At 26.1% G+C, this 20,922-nt stretch carries 18 protein-coding genes and 1 other RNA gene; 2 read left to right on the top strand and 17 right to left on the bottom strand.

The genetic code is table 11. The features are described from left to right. Window positions 1-167 precede the first annotated feature (167 nt). From AC4FQV_RS01210 to glsA, 12 genes are all read right to left on the bottom strand, one after another. Window positions 168-1,328 carry an amidohydrolase gene (locus AC4FQV_RS01210; RefSeq protein ID WP_491163928.1) on the bottom strand — a complete coding sequence of 387 codons (1,161 nt, stop codon included), beginning with the start codon at window positions 1,326-1,328 and terminating at the stop codon, window positions 168-170. Between the two features lie 130 nt (window positions 1,329-1,458). Further along, window positions 1,459-1,956, bottom strand: coding sequence for a TspO/MBR family protein (locus tag AC4FQV_RS01205; RefSeq protein ID WP_491139286.1), 498 nt, complete (start codon window positions 1,954-1,956; stop codon window positions 1,459-1,461). Window positions 1,957-2,001: 45 nt separating this feature from the next. Further along, window positions 2,002-4,038 (bottom strand): sensor histidine kinase, encoded by a 2,037-nt coding sequence (locus tag AC4FQV_RS01200; RefSeq protein WP_491163926.1) that lies wholly within the window; start codon window positions 4,036-4,038, stop codon window positions 2,002-2,004. After that, window positions 4,028-5,914 carry a sensor histidine kinase gene (locus AC4FQV_RS01195; RefSeq protein WP_491163922.1) on the bottom strand — a complete coding sequence of 629 codons (1,887 nt, stop codon included), beginning with the start codon at window positions 5,912-5,914 and terminating at the stop codon, window positions 4,028-4,030. The genes AC4FQV_RS01200 and AC4FQV_RS01195 overlap by 11 nt, the downstream gene beginning before the upstream one ends. A gap of 117 nt (window positions 5,915-6,031) precedes the next feature. Continuing rightward, the gene (locus AC4FQV_RS01190) at window positions 6,032-6,967 is read right to left on the bottom strand and encodes a tetratricopeptide repeat protein (RefSeq protein ID WP_491139289.1); all 936 of its coding nucleotides are present in this window, start codon (window positions 6,965-6,967) and stop codon (window positions 6,032-6,034) included. A gap of 105 nt (window positions 6,968-7,072) precedes the next feature. Beyond that, window positions 7,073-7,993 (bottom strand): alpha/beta hydrolase, encoded by a 921-nt coding sequence (locus AC4FQV_RS01185; protein WP_491139290.1) that lies wholly within the window; start codon window positions 7,991-7,993, stop codon window positions 7,073-7,075. A 94-nt stretch (window positions 7,994-8,087) separates the two neighbouring features. Further along, window positions 8,088-8,687 carry a hypothetical protein gene (locus AC4FQV_RS01180; RefSeq protein ID WP_491163919.1) on the bottom strand — a complete coding sequence of 200 codons (600 nt, stop codon included), beginning with the start codon at window positions 8,685-8,687 and terminating at the stop codon, window positions 8,088-8,090. A 140-nt stretch (window positions 8,688-8,827) separates the two neighbouring features. Next, window positions 8,828-9,949 (bottom strand): glycosyl hydrolase family 8, encoded by a 1,122-nt coding sequence (locus AC4FQV_RS01175; protein ID WP_491139292.1) that lies wholly within the window; start codon window positions 9,947-9,949, stop codon window positions 8,828-8,830. A gap of 50 nt (window positions 9,950-9,999) precedes the next feature. Further along, on the bottom strand, window positions 10,000-10,545 hold the full coding sequence (locus AC4FQV_RS01170; protein ID WP_491139293.1) for a lytic transglycosylase domain-containing protein: 546 nt from the start codon (window positions 10,543-10,545) through the stop codon (window positions 10,000-10,002). A 9-nt stretch (window positions 10,546-10,554) separates the two neighbouring features. After that, a complete protein-coding gene (coaE, locus tag AC4FQV_RS01165) occupies window positions 10,555-11,154 on the bottom strand; it encodes a dephospho-CoA kinase (RefSeq protein WP_491163917.1) in 600 nt (199 codons plus the stop codon). Between the two features lie 13 nt (window positions 11,155-11,167). Next, window positions 11,168-13,768 carry a DNA polymerase I gene (gene polA, locus AC4FQV_RS01160; RefSeq protein ID WP_491163914.1) on the bottom strand — a complete coding sequence of 867 codons (2,601 nt, stop codon included), beginning with the start codon at window positions 13,766-13,768 and terminating at the stop codon, window positions 11,168-11,170. Between the two features lie 78 nt (window positions 13,769-13,846). Then, complete coding sequence (gene glsA / locus AC4FQV_RS01155) at window positions 13,847-14,764, bottom strand: glutaminase A (protein ID WP_491139296.1); 918 nt, start codon at window positions 14,762-14,764, stop codon at window positions 13,847-13,849. 202 nt (window positions 14,765-14,966) lie between these two features. Between glsA and AC4FQV_RS01150 the strand changes: the two genes are divergently transcribed. Next, window positions 14,967-15,491 carry a hypothetical protein gene (locus AC4FQV_RS01150; RefSeq protein WP_491139297.1) on the top strand — a complete coding sequence of 175 codons (525 nt, stop codon included), beginning with the start codon at window positions 14,967-14,969 and terminating at the stop codon, window positions 15,489-15,491. An 80-nt stretch (window positions 15,492-15,571) separates the two neighbouring features. Continuing rightward, a complete protein-coding gene (locus tag AC4FQV_RS01145; protein WP_491139298.1) occupies window positions 15,572-16,807 on the top strand; it encodes an aminopeptidase in 1,236 nt (411 codons plus the stop codon). A 65-nt stretch (window positions 16,808-16,872) separates the two neighbouring features. On the opposite strand, the gene AC4FQV_RS01140 is transcribed toward AC4FQV_RS01145, so the two are convergent. From AC4FQV_RS01140 to AC4FQV_RS01120, 5 genes are all read right to left on the bottom strand, one after another. After that, the gene (locus AC4FQV_RS01140; protein ID WP_491163910.1) at window positions 16,873-17,922 is read right to left on the bottom strand and encodes a hypothetical protein; all 1,050 of its coding nucleotides are present in this window, start codon (window positions 17,920-17,922) and stop codon (window positions 16,873-16,875) included. 15 nt (window positions 17,923-17,937) lie between these two features. After that, entirely contained in the window at window positions 17,938-18,954 is a 1,017-nt protein-coding gene (locus tag AC4FQV_RS01135) for a phosphodiester glycosidase family protein (RefSeq protein ID WP_491139300.1), read from the bottom strand. A gap of 510 nt (window positions 18,955-19,464) precedes the next feature. Further along, an RNA gene (gene rnpB, locus AC4FQV_RS01130) (RNase P RNA component class A) lies at window positions 19,465-19,811 on the bottom strand. Window positions 19,812-19,857: 46 nt separating this feature from the next. Next, entirely contained in the window at window positions 19,858-20,115 is a 258-nt protein-coding gene (locus AC4FQV_RS01125) for a hypothetical protein (protein WP_491139301.1), read from the bottom strand. A 108-nt stretch (window positions 20,116-20,223) separates the two neighbouring features. Then, window positions 20,224-20,913: a radical SAM protein gene (locus tag AC4FQV_RS01120; RefSeq protein ID WP_491163908.1), complete on the bottom strand. Its 690-nt coding sequence runs from the start codon at window positions 20,911-20,913 to the stop codon at window positions 20,224-20,226. Between the last annotated feature and the right edge of the window lie 9 nt (window positions 20,914-20,922).

The raw sequence follows: 20,922 nt of genomic DNA, 5'->3' as shown, positions 1-20,922 counted from the left end.
ATATCTTTGACATATTTTAAAATTTATTTCACTTTTTAAAATAATAAGGGCTGTGTCAAAACATAAGCTTACTTATATGCTATGTTATATTGATACAGCTCCATTAAATTCTTTTAAAAATATTAAAATCAAATTCAAACATTATTTATTATAATATAAAAATATATTTATTCATAGTCTTTATAAACTACCTCTCCATTTATAATTGTATAAATGGTTTTTGTAGCTATTTCAAAGGGATTTCCATTTAAAATTACTAAATCTCCATCTTTTCCTTCCTTTAAACTTCCAACAGAATCATCTATACCTAAAATTTCTGCAGGATTTATTGTTATTGAATTTAGAGCATCTTTAAAAGATATCCCTTCTTTCATAGCCATAGCTGCACAAAGTGGAAGATTATCTATTGTTACAACAGGATGGTCTGTAGTTATTGCTACCTTAACCCCCTTATCTATCAAAACCTTAGGAGTCTTAAAACTTTTATTTAAAGTTTCCACCTTTCCATTAAAACTTAAAGTTGGTCCAACTATAGCAGGAGCCTTTGATTTTTTAATATAATCACTTACTAAGTGCCCCTCTGTACAATGGTCTAAAGTTAGTTTAAGGTCAAATTCTTTAGCTATTCTTATAGCAGTTAAAATATCATCTGCTCTATGTACATGTGCTTTCATAGGAATTTCTCTATTTATTAGAGGTAACATAGATTCATATTTTAAGCTTTTAGTAAAATCCTTATCTTCTATTTCAGCTTCAATCTTTTTATTTTTATAATTTATAGTTTCTATTAAAGTTTCTCTAATCATAGCTGCAATAGCCATTCTTGTATTTGGCATTTTATTTTTTCCTGCATATACTCTTTTAGGATTTTCTCCCAAGGCAACCTTAATGGCTAAAGGTTCCTTTACTATCATATCATCTATACATATTCCCTCTGTCTTAATAGCTACAAATTGGCCACCAATTACATTAGCACTTCCTGGTCCTATGGCTACAGTTGTAACTCCTGCCTTTCTTGCTACTGAAAAGGCACCATCAAAGGGATTTATTCCATCTATAGCTCTTAACTGTGGTGTTATTGGATTACTAACCTCATTTATTGAATTTCCAGCGCCATTATTTCCTTCTTCATGAATTCCTAAATGACTATGTGCCTCTATAAATCCTGGAAAAACCATAAGCCCTTTAGCATCTATTATTTCTTCTTCTTCAAACTCCCCTAAATCTTCTCCAATCTTTTCTATTTTTCCTTCTTTAATTAAAATATCACCTTTTTCATAGACTATTCCATCTTCACAGGTAAATATCTTGCCATTTTTAATTAACATTTTCTTATCCCCTTTTTTATTTATATATTTTAAATATACAAATTATATTTAATAAATTTCTATATTTAATTATATCACTAATAAAAAAATCCTTCTTATTTTAAATATTAAAATAAGAAGGATTCTTCTCTTACATTTCATTTAACATCCAAACAAAGAAATTTAAAACCCCTGCAAAAGAAACCCATAATATGTATGGGACCATAAGAAGTGCTGATATTTTATCAAACTTTAAAAATTTAATTGTGCATATTATTATTAATATAAGTAGAATAACTAATTCTATAAAGGCTAATCCATATAATTTAAAATAAAAGAAGATAATGCTCCAAGCAAAATTTAACACAAGTTGTATAGCATAAATATAAAGTGCACCTTTTGTGTTTTCTCCTCTTTTACCTATTAAAAATATTCTATAAGCTGCTATAGCCATTAATACATATAAAATAGTCCAGACTATTGGAAAAACTATACCAGGTGGACTAAACCAAGGTTTATTTAAGTTTTGATAAATAAAGATACTATCCTTTATAATCATACCTATAATATATCCACCACCTAAAGTAATTAACAAGCTTATTATTAAATCTCCTAAATTAAACTCCTTATTTACCTTAAATATATTCATATAAATCACCTCCAAGGTAATTATATGTTTCCTCAAATAGATATATTATATGTATATATCTGAAAATTCAATCTCTGCTTTTTCTTTTAAATTATAATAATTTCTACTGAAAACTTGTCCTATTCTATCTGTTTCCTTAAAAACATCTACATCATAAAAATAAAGCTTAAATCTATTTTTATTTCCCTTACTTATTTCAACCTTTAAATCTCCCCCTTGCATTTTCATAAAAGCTTTACTTATATAAAGGCCAAGTCCACTTCCTTCTTGTGTTCTATTTAAAGCCTTATTACTTTTTGTAAATTTATCAAAAATATACTTTTGTTCATCATAACTTATGGAAACCCCATCATTTTCTATCATTATTACTAAGTCTTTCCCGTCAAAATATATTTTCACATATATATTTCCACCAAAGTTACCATACTTTACAGAATTAGATAATAAATTTAATATTATTCTTTCTAAAAACTCCATATCAAGAGCTATAAATAATTCTTCAAAATCTGGGTCAAAAACAAAATTTATATTTTTTTTACTTATATACTCTGATGCAGCCTCTAATATATCTTCCACCACTTCAACTACATTTAAAACCATAAAATTACTTTCAAAATGTCCTTCTGAAATTTTATTTGCATCAATAAAATTATTTATAGTTCTAATTAATCTTAAGCAATTTTGTTTTATAACTAAATTATTTCTTTCTATAGAATTTAAATTTTTACTCTCTATATTTATGTTATTTAGTTGAAGGGCTGAATTTATAACATTTATAGGTGTTCTTATTTCATGAGATATATTTGTAAAAAACTCTCCCTTTATATTCTCCTCTTCTAATTTGTTTTTTAAATACTTATTTAATCTAGAAGCATTATTTTTCTTAGTTATATCATTTATAATTATTATCTTGTAATTATCTCCAAAGGGAATCTTATAAAATTCACCATTAGAATACCCACCCTTTACATTTTTAAAGATTATTTCTTTATAATAATCTAAGTTTACTCTTTCCTTTAAGTAAACTTGTTTTTCTAATATTTTTTCATATAAAACCTCCATATTTTCAAAAAGTATGGATTCTTTATTTTTAACTTCTAAAAATTCTAAAGCTTCATTATTTAAATAAAATAATTTTTCATCCTTAGATATAAAAATATAATCTCCTATATTAGATATTATATTATTAAAAAGTAATTCTTCTCTATTTAAAAGCTTTTCTAAGGCTCTAAGTTCCTCAATTTTCTTTTGTAAATACTTTTTATTTTTTTTAAACTCATTTCTTTTTAATATCATAATTCTATTTATTTTATTAAAACTTTTATTTAAAGAAAATCTTATTATTCCCTCTGCTAAAATATAATAAGCTGATAAATCAAGAATCTGAGATAAAAATCCACCTGGCATATTAGACCTTGTTAAATTATGAAGGTTATTTAAAAAAATAATATTTCCAACAGATAAAATTATTATATATATTATTAAATAATAAAAAAATTTATCAGAATTATTTTCTCCATCAGAAATAATTAAAAGAAATAATACAACAAAAAGTATAATAAGAAATATATATATATAACTATTTAAGCAAATATATCTAATAAACCCTTTCATAAGCTCTACATTACTTATAATTGTAAGGTAAAATAAATTAAAAACTATATTTATTACTAATAATATTTTATTTACCTTTAAAAAGGTATAATTTCTTTTTTTTCCTAAAATAGTAGTAAAAATAACAAGGTATTGAAAGACCAAAACCACAAGTTTATAAGCTATTATTTTATCTACAACATAAAGTTCTAAAAATACAAAGGATGAAAACATCTCTGGTATTATAAGCCAAAATATACCTAAGTTAATATAAGATATTAAACTCTTTTCCTTATCAACATTACTACTTACCCCTATTAATAAAGCTGCTCCTAACATTATTACTGAAGACAAGTCTAAAAATTTATAAAACATAAGATACTTCTTATCTTTTATATAAATTAATACAGACACTATTATTAAAAAATATATAATCCTTAGTATATAATATTGCAATTTAGGATTTTCATATTTTACTTTATATTCCACAACTTTTCTCCCTATTAAACTCTAGTCTTATATTAGTTCCTGCATCTTTTATAGAACTTATGCTTATTGAACCATTTTGTAATTCAACTAAATTTTTAACAATATAAAGTCCTATCCCTGTACTTTTGTTTTTTTCACCAACTTCATTTCCCTTACTGTATCTTAAGAAGGCTCTTTCTAAAAAATCTTTGTCCATTCCTTCTCCTGTATCTGTAAAACTAATAATAACCCTCTTTTTTTTCGCCTTAATTTCTACTCCAATTCCTCCTTCTTTTGTGTGCTTAATAGAGTTAGAAATTAAATTTAATATTATTCTTTGTATAAATTCTTGATCACACTTTATATATACTTCTTCTTCATTAGTATCAAAAATATAAGTTAAATTTTTCTCTTTTATATAATCTGATAAACTACCTATAGAATCCTCAATTAAAGTTACTATATTATATATTTTAAGATTTGGTTTTAAATAATTGTAATCTATCCTTGATGAATCTATTAGGTTATTAGCAAGTCTTAATAAAGTCATGCAATTTTCCTTGTTTACCTGATTATAATAATCAACCTTGTTTATATATTCTTCACTATAAAATTTCTCTTGAACTTGCACAGAAGAATAAATAACATTTATAGGTGTTTTTAGGTCATGAGAAATACTAGATAAAAAATCATTTTTTATTTGTTCTGATAAAGTCTTTTGACTTAAATTATATTTTATTTTTTCAGAGTACTTAAATTCCGTAATATTTTTCATAGATATTATTAAGTAGTTATTTGATTTTAATAATATATCTAGTTCCCAAAAAATTTCTGCTCCTAAAATTTCTAAATAAGCTTCCCCTTTATTTTTACTTAAAAGTTCTTCCTTATTTTCAACATTTATAATTTTAAATAAATTCTTATTTACTATATCCTTTTTACTTTTTAAGTTTAACTCATACAAAAAACGCTCATTTACATTTAAAATCCTATGATTATAATCATTCAAAATAACTATAGCCATAGGAGCATTATTTAAAAAATCCTTGAAATAAAGCTCATTTTCCTTTAACTTCTTTTTAAATTCCTTAAACTCTCTATTACTCTCCTCAATTTTTCTACTTAATCCCTTTAATTTCTTATTTTTATCTATTATATCCTCATGTAAAGTTTCATAAGGCTTTATAATTAACATCTCAGAAATCCATAAATAAATTATTAAGTATATTCCTATTTTCAATAAATCTCCTAACAAAACAAAGGATTTTAAACCCATATTATAAGCTAAAAAATCTAATATAACTAAAGATAAATTTATTATTACAAAGGCCTTCAAATAATTAAAAAACTTATTTTCAAAAATTTTAAAGCTTTTCAAGGAATATAAAACAACTAAAAGAAGGCTTGCAGAAAATATCCAAAAAATATTTATCTTAAAAAAGAATACGCTAGTTAAGGAAATTAAGGATAATATAAGCACTATTACCTTAGTTTTTAAATCTATATTCTTTACATAAGAGACCATAATAAAACAATAAATACTTTCTAAAATTGTACAAAATGCTACAGACCTTAAACTTAAAGCTTCTAAGATATCCTTCTCCTCTAAAAAAGATATTAAATAAACTAAAGTATCAAATTTAAATATAGCAACTAAAAGAAGATAAATACTTATTAACTTAAAAATCTTCTTATTAGAAAACTTAAATACTGTAGTTGCAATAAAAGTTATGGTAAATATTAATATGGTTTCAATAGTTGTAGATAAGTAAATAGCTGTACTTGGCTTAAAAAAATATATTATATATAAACTAATTGTAATAAACACTAAAATATTCAGTGAATTTTGCATTTTACTAAACTTTAAATACATATAATCCTTTTCTATGCACTCCACAAACTATTCCCCCTTAGCACACCTATATAACTATACATTATCATAAAAATAAGAAAAATTTATATAACTTTTTGTAAATTTTTGTATATAAAGAAAGAAAAAAACATAGATATTGTTTTAAACAATATCTATGCTTTCTAAAAATTCTTTAAACCTTTTGCTATTTATAACTTCAACTAATTCTTTATCTTTATATATGTATTTTTTAAATTCTGGATAAAACTCTAAAGCTTTAATTAAATCATCTATAGCATTATTTAAGTTATCTTCTAAAAGTGCTCTAAAACAACTTCTGTTATAATACAAAAAATGATTTTCAGGATTAAATTTTATTCCTAAAGATAATACTTCTATTCCTTTTTTTAAATTATTTTCTTCTTTATATATTACAGCTAAATTTAAATAAGAAAAGGCATATCCTAAATTCTTTTTAATTGCTTTTTCATAATATTTTTTTGCTTTATCAAATAAATTTAATTTTTTATATATAACTCCCATATTAAAAAGTGCTAAATAATGTTCTTTATCAATCTCAAGGGCTTTAGAAAACATTCTATAAGCTTCTTTTAACATGTTTTTTTCTTCATATATTGACCCTAAATTTGTATAGGCCCAAAAATCATCCTTACAAATTTCTATAGTCTTTTTATAATAGGTTATAGCTCCTTCTTTATCTCCAATATTATCTAAAGCATTAGCTAAAAAAAAGAAAGCTCTATCATAAAAAGGATTTATATCAATAGCTTTTTTATAAAGTTCAATTGCCTTTAAATAATCTCCTTTTTCATCATAAATAACTGCTAAACCATAATAAGCCCTAACCTCAAAACTATTTATCTTTAAAGCTTCCTTATATTTTTCTATAGCATTTAGACTATCTCCAAGTTCATCTAACATTAAAGCTATGCTTATAGTTAAATCAATATCCTTTTCATTTTCTAAAAGCTCCTCTGCTCTTAAATAATAGTTTAAAGCCTTTATTAAATTACCTTCATCATGGGCTTTATCTCCACTACGTATATAATTATCTATAATTCTATAGTCATTTTTCATAATTTCTCCTATTTTATTATAAAATTTATTAACTTAAAGAAAGGAAAAAGGAGGTATCAAATTTTGACACTCTCCTAAAACACTTTAATTAATTATATACATCTTTTAAATATTTTTCAACATCCAAGAAATAGTATCATCCATAACTTCTTCCTTGTTTTTTTCATTTAACATTTCATGTCTTCCGTCTTTGTATATTTTATATTGAACATTTTCAACACCATACTCTTCTAATTTTTTCTTTAAGTTAGGTATTCCCTTTCCAAAATGTCCTACAGGGTCTTTATCTCCTCCAAAAATATAAATAGGCATGTCCTTTCTTATCCTCTTTAAATTTTCTGGTTTATGTATGCTCTTTATTCCCTTTAATAAATCATGATAAAATGAAGCAGAACAAATAAACCCACATCTTTCATCTTCTATATATTTATCAACTTCTTTTTCTACACTACAAATCCAATCGTATTCTGTTCTATTTGGTTTAAAATGCTTATTAAAATCACCAAAAATAAGTTTGTCCATAAGCTTACTTTTATGCTTTCTTCCCTTTAGTAAAATCTCCATTTCAGCTACAGCTTCTCCTAAAGGCACTAGTTTATCTGGCTCACCATTTGTTCCACATAAAACTAAAACATCAATTAGTTCATTATATTCTTCAACTAACTTTTGACTTACAAAAGAACCCATACTATGTCCAAAAAGTATTATTTTATGTCCTAAATATTTTCTTTTTGATTCTTCTATTAAGGTTACAGCATCATCAATCATCCATTGAAAGCCATCCCCTTCTCCTTGATATCCTAAAGATTCTATATCCTTTGCCGTAAATCCATGTCCTCTATGGTCATGAGCAAAAACTAAAAATCCTGCATTAACAAGCTTTTCTGCAAATTCATCATAACGCAGGGAATGTTCTGCCATACCATGAAGTATGTGAACTACTGCTTTAAAATCTTTTCCATTACTCCATTTATATCCTTGTAATTCTAATCCTTCTTTATCTTTAAATTTAAAAGTCTCTCTCAAATTAATCAACTCCTTTTAAACTAAATAGTATAAAATCTTTCTTACTTAATAAGATACTACTTAATTTAAAATCTTTAAAGAAAATTTTTATATTTTATTCTTCAAAAAAATTTTTATCCTTAGCATAAGATAAAAATTCTTTTAACCAAAGGTTACTTCTTTCTTTATCTACAGAGTCTAAATACTCAAAAAAATAGCTTAACTGTCCTCTTTTAAATAAGCCCTTAAAAAGATGTCTTGGAAAATCCACCTTTTTTTTATAATTATTTTTAGGGTCAATTATTTTTATTTTATTGTTCTTTTGAATATATATATCCTTACATCTTGTATCTATTCTCTTAAAATTTAATTTTTCAAACTCTAAAATCATTAAATATAACTCTTTACAAAGTTCTTCATTTAAAGAGTTTTCCTTTAAATACTTGTCTAACCTAATTCCTAATACACATTCTCTTACAATATATCCTCTCTTACATTCATAAACCTTTGGAAAAAATCTTGAACTTCCTACTCTTTTTAAAATGCTGCTTTCATCTTCCCAAACACTTATTCTTCGAAAAATTTTTATAGCCTTATTATTTTTAAGAAGAAAAACAATACCATTATGACCTTCTCCTAAAATTTTAGCTTCTTTTAAAGCTTTTTCTAAATCTTTATCTATTTCCTTTAAGCTATAATCAAAATTCTTACTCATTGTACCCCTTTTCACCTATAAAAAGTATTAATACTATATTATACAAAGTATAAATTAAAAAATGACTAAATTTAAACTTTATAAATTAAAGAAAAAAGTAAGATTAGTCTATCTAATCTTACTTTTAAGTATTATTACTTTTAATTTTCACCTTTATATTTTTGAAAAGCTAATAAGGCATTTAAATTATCAAAGGAATATACAGTTTTCGAATTTTCATCACCAAATCCACCATAGAAAATACTTTTTTCATTTTTTATCTGATAATACTTTAATTTTTCTATAGCCTTATTAAATAATTCTTCATCACCAATTTTATTAGCTATTAAAGCAACATAAGAATATATAGAAGGAGATTCAACTTTTGAGGTAGCTTCCCCTGTTTTATCATTATAAGTAGCTACTAAGAAGCCATCCTCTTTAAACCTATTTCTTATCCAATTAATAGATTCTTCCTCATTTTCTCCTGCTTCTATTCTATTTAAAATAACTATTGTAGATAATAAAAGGTCAATATTTTCTTCTTCATCATATTTTTGTGTTTCTTGAAGAAATACCTTTTTATATAATGGAAGCTCTTTAGAAATTTTTCCTTTTTCTATTAAAGTATTAGACTTATCATAAATAACTTTCCATTTATCATCTGCTTGACTTAAAAGCTTCATAGTTGGTAAATCTAAATAACAAAGAGTTGTTGTATTACCCTTTCCAGAAACATCTATGTAATCTACTAAAGTATCATTTTCAATTGCATGTTTTAATAATGAGTTAGCAATATTTATAGCATAAAATTTATAGTAAAACTTATCCCACCTATTATATGCTAAAAGTAAAGCCTTTATTATTCTAAGTTCATCTATAGTAGCTGAAGAATCTGAATTTTCATCACCTTCTTTTCTCCAACTAATAAGACCATTTTTAAGCCTCATATTTTTTACTATTTCAAATTGTTCATCAAAAAGCTCCTTGTTATTAGCATTTACTGCATATAACATCATAAGCCCCTCTGATTCTGATAAAACTGAATGCCCCTTAGTTATATCCCCTTCTGAGGTATTATTTATGTAATTTGTATAAATTCCATATCCTTTTTTACTTAAATCTTTTTCAATAAAATTTAAAAGTATCTTTTCTTCCTTAGGATTAAAATTATCTTCCCAATTTACTTCCATATTAATGGGCTTTATATATTCCATATTAAAAAGCAAAAAGCCTATTAGAATAACTAAAATTCCCCCTAAGATAATAAGCAATTTTTTCAAAAAATCTCCCCCTATAATTTATCCCTAGTTAATTAAAACACATAGGCCACTTATTTATAAAGTGACCTATATATATTATAATATACATTTACTTTTTTTACATACTTATCCGTTTCCTTAAAAGGTATATAGGTAAGCTTTTTTCCATCATCAGAATGTTCATTGCTATTTAACCATTCCTGAACTCTTCCTCTTCCAGCATTATAAGCTGCAATTACTAAATCCCAATCATTAAATTCCTTATGAAGATTATTTAAATACCAACAGCCAAACTTAATATTAATCTCTGGCTCTAATAATAAGTCAGTATTAAAATTTACTATTCCCTGTTTTTCAGCTATCCACTTTCCTGTAGAGGTTGTAATTTGCATAAGGCCCCTTGCATCCTTGTTAGACTTAGCATCAACTTCAAAGTTGCTTTCAGCTTTTATAACTGCCATAACGAAATAAGGATCTAAATCATATTCCTTGCTATACTTTTCCACATAATTCATATATTTTAAGGGAAATATAACGTTTTTTAATACATACCTACTACCTAAAAACAGTAAACATATGGCTAAAACAACTATAACTAGCCTTATTATTTTCTTCATGTTTCGCTCCTACTGATATAAATTAAAAAATTCTAACAAATCGTCTACCTGTTCCTTAGTCTTAATTAAATTAGAACTATTGTCAATTATTATGTTAGCATAATTCTTTTTTCTTTCAAGACTTAATTGAGAATTTATTCTATTTATAGCTTCCCCTTTACTAAGCTTATCTCTAAATTCCATTCTCTGTATTTGACTGCTTTTATCAACCCAAACAAGAACCATGATATCCATATCCTTATGCATATCATTTTCTATTAATGTAGCTCCATCTATAACTATAAGCTTTGTATTTATTTTTTCATACTCTTTAATTTTATCTTCTATTTCTTTTTTTATATAAGGCATTATTATTTCCTCATACTTTACTCTCTCCTTAGGAAATCTAAATATATGATTTCCAAACTCTCTTCTTCTAAAGTCCCCCCTCCAATCAAAAAAATGACCTCCAAAGGTTGCTCTAACTCTTAAAAGTATATCGGGATATTTCTCTAAAACTTCTCTTGCAATAACATCTGCATCTATGACTTCAATGCCAGATTCCTTTATCATGGAAGAAATAGTGCTCTTTCCAGAGCATATTCCTCCTGTAAGGCCTACCTTAATCATAAAAAATCCCCCTTTACTTTAAATTGTACCAATTATCTCCAACATTCACATCTACTTCTAAAGGCACACTTAATTTTATTGTATTTTCCATTTCTTCTTTAAGAATATTTTTTACAATTTCTAACTCTCCTTCAGAAACATTTATTATAAGTTCATCATGAACCTGTAATATTAACTTACTTTTTAAATTTAAGTCTTCTAACTTATTATATACATTTACCATAGCAAGTTTTATTATATCTGCAGCAGTACCTTGAATTGGTGCATTCATTGCAAGCCTTTCTCCTAGAGATTTTACTATTTTATTTGAAGCATTAATCTCTGGTATATATCTTCTTCTATTTAACATAGTTAAAACATATCCCTTTGTTTTAGCTTCATCAATAACCTTAGCTATATATTCCTTTATTTTTGGATATCTTTCAAAATATATATCCATATATTCTTTAGCTTCTTTTCTTGAAATATTTAAATCTTGAGAAAGGCTAAAATCTCCTATACCATAAACTATACCAAAGTTTACTGCCTTAGCCCTACTTCTCATTAAAGGAGTTACATCATCAACTGGAACCTTAAAAACCTCTGAAGCTGTTTTGGTGTGTATATCTGAATGATGATTAAAAGCATTTATCATATTTTCATCCTTAGCCATGTGAGCTAAAACTCTAAGTTCTATTTGTGAATAGTCTGCTGATATTAACAAATCGCCCTTATTTTTAGGTATAAAAACCTTTCTTATTTCTCTTCCCATTTCATACTTTATAGGTATATTTTGAAGATTAGGTTCTGTTGATGAAAGCCTTCCCGTTGTAGTTACAGTTTGATTAAAGGTTGAATGTATAGAACCATCTGTATCTATAACAGACTTTAATCCTTCAACATAAGTTGAATATATTTTTGAAAGTTGTCTAAAATATGTTATTTTCTCTATTATAGGATGTTTATCCTTAAGTTTTTCTAAGACTTCTGCATTAGTTGAATATCCTGTTTTTGTTTTCTTTATAACAGGTAAATCTAATTTTTCAAATAATATTTTTCCTAACTGCTTTGGAGAATTTATGTTAAATTCTTCTTCTGAAAGGTCAAATATTTCTTTTTGAGTTTCTTCTAACTCTTTCTTAAACTTTACAGATAAATTATCTAATATCTCTTTATTTACCTTAAATCCTATTGATTCCATAGAAGATAGCACTTTTTCTAAAGGAAGTTCCATACTATACATAAGCTTTTCCATTTTTTCTTCTTCTATTTTTTTCTTTAATATTAAGGTTAAATCCTTCATAAAAGATATTCCAACTAAGTCTTCTTCTCCCTCTTTTACCTTTGGGAATTTTGAAAGATAATCATTTATTAAGGATAATAGAGTATATTCTCCCTTTGATGAATCTATTAAATAAGCAGCTATTTCACAATCAAAGGATAGTGCTTTAAAGTCTATTTCTAATTTCTTTAAAGCTGTTATAGCATTTTTTACGCTATATCCATTTTTTAATATAGTTTCATCCTCAAAAAACTTCTTAAATAAATTAATATTTTCCTCTTCATTAATTAATTCTTTAAAGTTAATTAGATAGTTTTCTCCATTATAATTAATAAATATTTCCTTAATCTCTATAGTAGAATACTTTTCTTTATTTAAATATGAAAAGGTAATATATACCTCATTTTTTATACTTTTAAGTAACTTTTCTAATTCTTCATTGTTTTCTACTTTTTTTACTTCAATATTTATTTCAGGCTCTTTTTCTTCTCCCTCTGATAATCTATCTAATACAGATTTCATTTGAAGCTTTGTAAATAAAGCCTTTAATTTATCCTTATTATAATCCTCTCTTGATTTTATCTCATCTAAATCAAATTCTATAGGTACCTCTGTCATTATAGTTGCTAACTTTTTAGAAAATATAGCTTGATTACTATATTCAGTTAAGTTTTCTTTTAATTTTTTACCACTTATATTATCTATATTTTCTAAAACCTTCTCTACAGAACCATACTCTTTTATTAATTTAAAGGCTGTTTTCTCTCCAACTCCAGGAACTCCTGGTATATTATCTGATTTATCTCCCATAAGCCCTTTAACATCTATAAATTGAGTAGGAGTTACACCATACTCCTCAACCATTCTGTCATAATTATATACTTCTATTTCAGAAACACCTTTTTTAGTTATGCAAACATTTATATTTTTAGATGCTAATTGAAGTGCATCCTTATCTCCAGTCATAATATAGACTTCTATTCCTTCACTTTCAGCAAATTTAGCTAAACTTCCAATAATATCATCAGCTTCAAAGCCATCTAGTTCATAAGTTGTTATTGAAAATAGCTTTAACATTTCCTTAACAATTGGAAATTGTTCAGCTAACTCAGGAGGCATTTTCTTTCTTCCAGCCTTATAGTCCTCATACTCTAAATGTCTAAAGGTCGGTGCTTTTTTATCAAAAGTACAAACTATGTAATCAGGTTTTATATCTTCTCTCATTTTAAAAAGCATATTTGTAAAACCGTATATAGCATTTGTATGAATTCCTTCACTATTACTAAGCAAAGGCACAGCATAAAAGGCTCTATTTAAAAGACTGTTTCCGTCTAATATTAATAATCTTTTCATTCTAATCCTCCAATATTTTATTCTATTACTATCTCTTTTAATGATTTTTCCCATTAGTTCTAATAATATTAACACATTTTAGAAAATACTTAAATCTAATTCCTCTGATAAATCTTTCATAACATGTGTACCTGCTATACTATTACCCTTATCATCTAAGGAAGGTCCAAAAATCCCTATTCCCATTCTTCTTGGTACTGCAGCCATTATGCCTCCACCAACACCACTTTTTGCTGGAATTCCTATATGCACAGCAAACTTACCAGAATCATCGTACATTCCACAAGTAACCATTATTGTTTTTATAATTCTACATATCTCTCTAGATATTACTCTCTCGCCATTCCAAGGAAGTACTCCATCATTTGCAAGCATTGCTCCAAACCTAGCTAAATCTTTAGCATTAACCTCTAAGGAACATTGTTTAAAATATAAATCTAATATATCATCTATATTTCCTTCTATAACGCCATTACTTTTCATAAAATATGCTAAGGCTCTATTTCTATCTCCTGTTTCCTTTTCAGATAAATAAACCTCTTTATTTAATTGAATATCCTCATTGCCAGTTACTTTTCTAGTAAATTCTAAAATTCTTTCAAATTTTTCTTCTTCGCTATCTCCTTCAATTAATGAGGTAGTTAAGATTGCTCCTGAATTTACCATAGGATTAAAGGGTTTTTTAGATGGCTTTCTCTCTAAGCTTACTATACTATTAAAACTATCTCCTGTTGGTTCAACGCCTACTCTTGAAAAAACTCTATCTTTACCATTATCTAATATGGCAAGCATTAAAGTTATTACTTTAGATATACTTTGAATAGTAAACTTTTTATCATAATCTCCTGCTCCAACTTCTTTTCCATCAAGAGTAACTATATATATACCTAAATCTTCCTTATTTGCTTTTTCTAATTCTGGTATGTAAGATGCCAGTTTTCCATGTTCAACATATTGTTTATTGTTCTCTATTAAACTCTCAAGAAAATTTTTCACTTTTTACTCGCTCCTTAGTTTAATTTTTATTAAATTTATTAATACTTAACATATAAACATTATAACATTTTCAAAGAATTATTATAAATATTTAAATTCCTTTTAATATCATCATTCTTTTTAATATATAAAACTTATAAGATTTGGACAAATATTTATAAAAATATCCATAAAATATATTAAAAGACTTTGGAGATTTTTTATGAATTTAAATGATTTAAAAAAACTAAATACTTTAATTTCCTATTTAAACACTCTATCTCTTAAGGATTTTAATAAAAATTTTAATTTTTTAGGAGAAGGTATTTCAAGAAAGGTATTTTCTTTAAATAAAAACTTAGTTATAAAGGTTGCTAAAAACCATGATGGCTTACATCAAAACTTTGTTGAATCTTATGTATTTAAAAACTCCCCTTATAAATTTAAAAGATACTTATGTCCTGTTTTATTTTATAATAAAAATTTTATAATCATGCCAAAAGCTGAAGTTATTCCAAATCTATATAAAAGTCCTTTTGTTGATATAAAAAATTTTAGAGAGGAAAGCTCCTTTTTAGAAGATATATATACTCTTTCAGAAATTTTTTTCTTATACAAAGAAGACTTATATGTTCAAAGCTCTTGGGGACTTATAAATGATATTTATTATTTAATAGATTATGGATGCACTTCTTTTAATGGAGATACTTATTATGATGAAATTATGAAAAAGGAAGGTTTGTTATAAAATAATATTTTAATCAATTGTTTTATAAATGTAAGTGCATTATAATAATGGTAAGAATTTGTAAAGAAAGGATGGATATTATGAATAAATTTGAAAATATGTTAGAAAATTATGCCAAGTTAGCTACAAACATTGGAGTAAATGTTCAAAAAGGACAAACTCTTGTTATATCATCTCCTGTAGAATGTGTTGATTTCACAAGAATGCTTGTTAAAGCTGCTTATGAAAAAGGTGCAAAAGAGGTTGTTGTTCAATGGAGTGATGAAATCTGCGGAAAACTTAAATATGAATACTCTCCTTTAGAAGTTTTTGAAAACTTTCCAGAATGGATGAAAGAATCAAGACTTAGCTATGCTAAAGAAGGTGCTTGTTTCTTAACAATTTCTGCCTCTGACCCTGAACTGTTAAAAGACATAGACCCTAATAAAATATTAGCTTTTAGAAAATCTTCAAGTAAAGCCTTAGAAGAATTTAGAGAAATGCTAATGAGCAATAAAAACTCTTGGTCAATAGTTTCTATACCAACTAAAGCTTGGGCTAAAAAAGTTTTTCCAGAGCTATCTGAAGAAGAATCTGTAGGAAAACTATGGAATGAAATTTTCAAAATTGTTAGAGTAGATACTAAAGACCCTATTGAAGCTTGGAATAAACATACGGAAAACTTAAAATATCATATGAATTATTTAAATGAAAAAAATTTAAAATCATTACATTATGAAAATTCTCTTGGAACAGATTTAACAATAGAATTACCTAAAGGTCATATTTGGGCTGGTGGTTCTGAATACACTCAATCTGGAATTGAATTTATAGCTAATATTCCTACTGAAGAAGTCTTTTCTATGCCTTATAAATATGGAGTAAATGGAAAGGTTGTAAGTTCAAAACCTTTAAATTATGGTGGAAATCTAATTGATAATTTTTCTCTTACTTTTAAAGAGGGTAAAGTAATTGATTTTTCAGCAGAAAAAGGATATGATACACTAAAAAACCTTTTAGATACAGATGAAGGTGCTAAATATTTAGGAGAAGTAGCTCTTGTTCCTTATAATTCTCCTATATCAAATTCAGGAATAATATTCTATAACACTTTATATGATGAAAATGCCTCCTGTCATTTAGCTCTTGGAAAAGCCTATTCTTCCTGTATAAAAGATGGAGAAAAAATGAGTAGTGAAGAACTTGAAAAAGCTGGTGCTAACAACTCTTTAACTCATGTAGATTTTATGATAGGAACAAAGGATTTAAAAATAACAGGCTTAACTGAAGATAATATTGAAGTTCCTATATTTAAGGAAGGTAACTGGGCTTTTTAATTCTTTTCTTATATTAAAATATAAATAGGAGATAACTTAAAATAAGTTATCTCCTATTTTTTTATTTATACAGTTTTAGCAGAATCAAAATATACTCTATGAAGTTTATTTCCATCTATTATAGTTGCAAAACCATTAGAATACATTTGTAAGAACTCGCCTTCATATTTAAATTCTTTTCCATTCTTAATGTCTTTAACAACTTTTTCTTCCTTATCTAAAACATAGATTTCTCCATCTTTTCCTATATATATATCATCCATATCTATGTTCTTATCTAAAGGCATCTTATTCCAAGAATCAATAGGATTTTCTACATCTCCATAAACAATCTTGAAAACTTTTCTGTCCTTTATTTCTCCAAAGTATATATTACCTTCTTCATCAATACCTAAAAGTCTAACCTTAAAGGAAGGATTAATTCCTAGCTTCTTATTAGGTTGAGTTAAGTATATTCCTGTTCCTCTTTCACTATCATAAACTAATCTATCAGCTCTTGGCATAATTTCTATATCACCTAATAAATTAGTTGTTAAATCAACATCTGTTACATCATCATTATTATCTATTCTCTTAACTATAGATTCTTTTGTTTCTTCATTAGTGAATTTAATATAAATAACACCTGTTTTAGTTGAAACTGTTATCTCTGTTACCTTATAAGAAGAACTTATGTTGCCAACTTCAACTTTCTTAGTTTTATTTGTGTCAACATCAACAGAGTATAGCATTACTGTATTCTTTTTATTGTTATAAGGAATATCTGTAGTTACAAGTAATCTATTTCTATCCTTAAGCCATGTGTAATAAGATGCTTTTTCTCCATCAAGTTCTACATTAGTTTCACTATCATCTAAAGTATTAAGTATCTTAAGTTCTCCACTATCATTTAAATAAGCTAAATATTCTCCATCATAAGATACTTTTTCATCTCTCATATATAAAGGTAATTTAACCTCTTTATTTTCTTTTTTATATTGACTAGCTATGTCTATTGCTTTTACATTAACATTAGAATTTAGCCTAAAGTAAAATTTATCAAAGACAAACAAAACTAAGCACTGTAAAACTATAGACAGTAATCCCCATTTTAAAAATCGCTTTAGGTTCTTCATAAAACTCTCCTCTTTTTACTTTACTATTACAGCTGAAGGTATAGATCTCTCTCCTACGTTAGATGCTGGATTGTTTATAACTTTTCCATTTAAATACATTGTAGTTGATTTACCTCCATCTAAGTTTATTGCAGTAACTACATTACAAGTATTTAATAATATCTCTTGTAACTCCTTTAAGGTTGCTCCTCCACTTGTTAAACTTCTACCATCGACAACTAACATTACTATAGCTCCATCAGCTCTTTGTCCTATAGCAGTTCTTGGGGCAACTCCCCATCCACCATCACCTTTCATAGGTGTAAGTTCTCCATCTTTAACAAGTACAGGTCCAAAGCTTACAGCTTCCTTAACATCTAAAGCTTTAAGGTCATCGTAAGAATACATTCCTGCAATCATTTTACCTTCTTTAGTTATTCCAACTAATTCTATTTTTTCATTATCAGCAACATCTTTATATATTAATTTACCCTCTGATATAATTATTCCAGCTGGTAAACCTCCATTTCCTGTCCATTGAGCTGTACTAGATTTATCTGTAAAAGCTCCTCCATTTATAGCAGCTACAGCATTATATTCTTTTGCAATCTCAGAAGTGGTTTGTCCTTCTTTGCCTAAGTACTTAGAAACTCCTATCTCTACCCTAGTTGGGTCTTTTATAACTATGTAATATCCATTATATTTAAAATTCTCAAAAGAATATAATTCTATACTATTATCATGTTTAGTTGGTAATTTTACATTTGTATTTGTAGTTTTATGATTTACATTTTCGTTTGTATCTGTTTCATCAATATTTGAATTTAATATTTTATTAATTTTTTCATCTGATAAAAATGTAGTGGCCATCCATTGATGACTTAAACTAGTCATAGCGGCTCCTACGTAAGTCCTCTTAGCATTTTGGAACGGTCCATATAAAAGTATAAAAGGTGCTGTAATAGCTGTAAATATGATTTCAAAGGCAATAAATAAAGCTAATGTCTTCCATTTCCTTTTACTTCTCCTCTTTTTTTTACTATCTCTCCCCATTTTTCCTCCTCGATGTAAAATAATTTAGTTTAATAAAAAATCCATACCAACAAATTCATAAGTTAAATTCAAATTTTAAAATATCATTTATCTATTATACATTATTTTTAATACAATATTATGACAAAGTTATATTTTATTTATAAAATTTATATATTTTTTTAATTATATGAGCTATTTTTAAATTCTTTTCATATTAAAGAGGTTTATAGATTAAATTTTCTTTCATCATATCCTAAAAAAAGAACTAAAAATATAACCTTTACAATCTCAAAGATTTTTTTCATTAGTTTAATCTCCTTTAATATTACATTTATCTTTTGTATTTTCTTCTTATAAATTAATAAATTTCTAAATTAACAATTCATTTCAATTTATATTCTTACTTTATTATGTATATCCAATAAAATTAAATTAATACTGTAATATTAAAGGCAATAAGGAAATAATACACAGGTATAATTTTTTATAAAATAAAAAACACTTAGGTCTTTTAACCTAGTGTTTTAAAGTACGAGATAAGTCTATAAGCCGAGTTCTGTATTTGACAATCATCTATCTAGGCCTATTGTTGCCAATAGGCTCAAGCGACACACCCGAGGACGGAGCGGGCAACCCCTGTAATGTCCTCCTATTTGGTCTTGCTCCAGATGGGGTTTACATAGCAATATAGTCACCTATAAACTGGTGAGCTCTTACCTCACCTTTCCACCCTTACCTAAAAACTCTAGGCGGTTTATTTCTGTTGCACTATCCTTAGAGTCACCTCCACTGGACGTTATCCAGCATCCTGCCCTATGGAGCTCGGACTTTCCTCTCCTAGTTCTAAGACTAGCAGCGATTGTCTGGCTTACTCGCAAGATTAATATTAACACATATAATAGATTTTTTCAAATTATTTTTTCACCACTTACTACAAATTACAAATATAGCCAAAATTCCTATAAATAAAATAGCTAATGGAATACCTATTTGACTTATAATAAGAAAAGTTAATATACTTCCTATAGTTCCCCATTTAAAGGCTTTTCTAAAATAACAATTATTAAAAGAATATCTTTTATATATATTTTTTCTAAAATTTCTTCTTAATCTATTAAAATCTCTTTTTAAATCCTTAAAGCAGTCTTTATGAAAATTATCTCTAAAGTTTGACCACATAAATAATGTCTCCTAAAATCTTTATATAACATTATATGAAAAAAACCTTGTTTCTTCCATAAAACAAGGTTTTTAATAAAAATTTATAAATTTATTTTAAGCTGTTCTTTAATCCCCTACACCAAAATCTGTATTTTCAAATAAAACCTCTATAGTTTCATTATCCTTTAAAAAAGAATATTCTTTTTCAAACCATTTGATAAGTTCTTCATCTCTTTTAAAAGAGGTTGTATTTTCAGTCCAGATATTAACAGTTCCATATTCAAAATTCTTTAAAAGTATATCCACATCTTTTTTTATCATATCTTTAGTCTGACCTTTTATTCCAACCATAAGACATATTGATTTAAAATACTTTTTAACCTCATCTACACTATTAAATCTAGCATTCTTATTTAAAACCGTATTCCTAAAATAATCATCAAAGGTTTCAATGCCAGTTTTAAATATTATAGGAACACCAAAGTATTCTTCAATATCCTTTAATTTATTTCTATAACACCAATGAGCTTCAAAAAAAAGCTTTTTAATATTTTTACTCTCTACAATTTTCTTTATTTCCTCTAAGGTTTCCTTTGGAATTTCAAAGACACTTCCTGAATTTATTACTTCTAAAACTCCATAAACTCCCTTTACATTGCTAAGTACCTCTTTATTTAACTTAACTATCTCATAAGTATTTTTTGAATTATCTTCTATATAATCACAAAAAGCACATTTTCCCCATAGGCAAGGAAAAGATTTTAAAAGAACTATCTCTCTTTTATTTTTATTATCTATAATATTATATCTATCCAAGTTTTTTCA

The sequence above is a fragment of the Clostridium sp. TJA038 genome (genome assembly GCF_058310255.1).
Note: the sequence above shows the minus strand (reverse complement) of the source record. Positions and strands in the feature narration are given on the sequence as shown.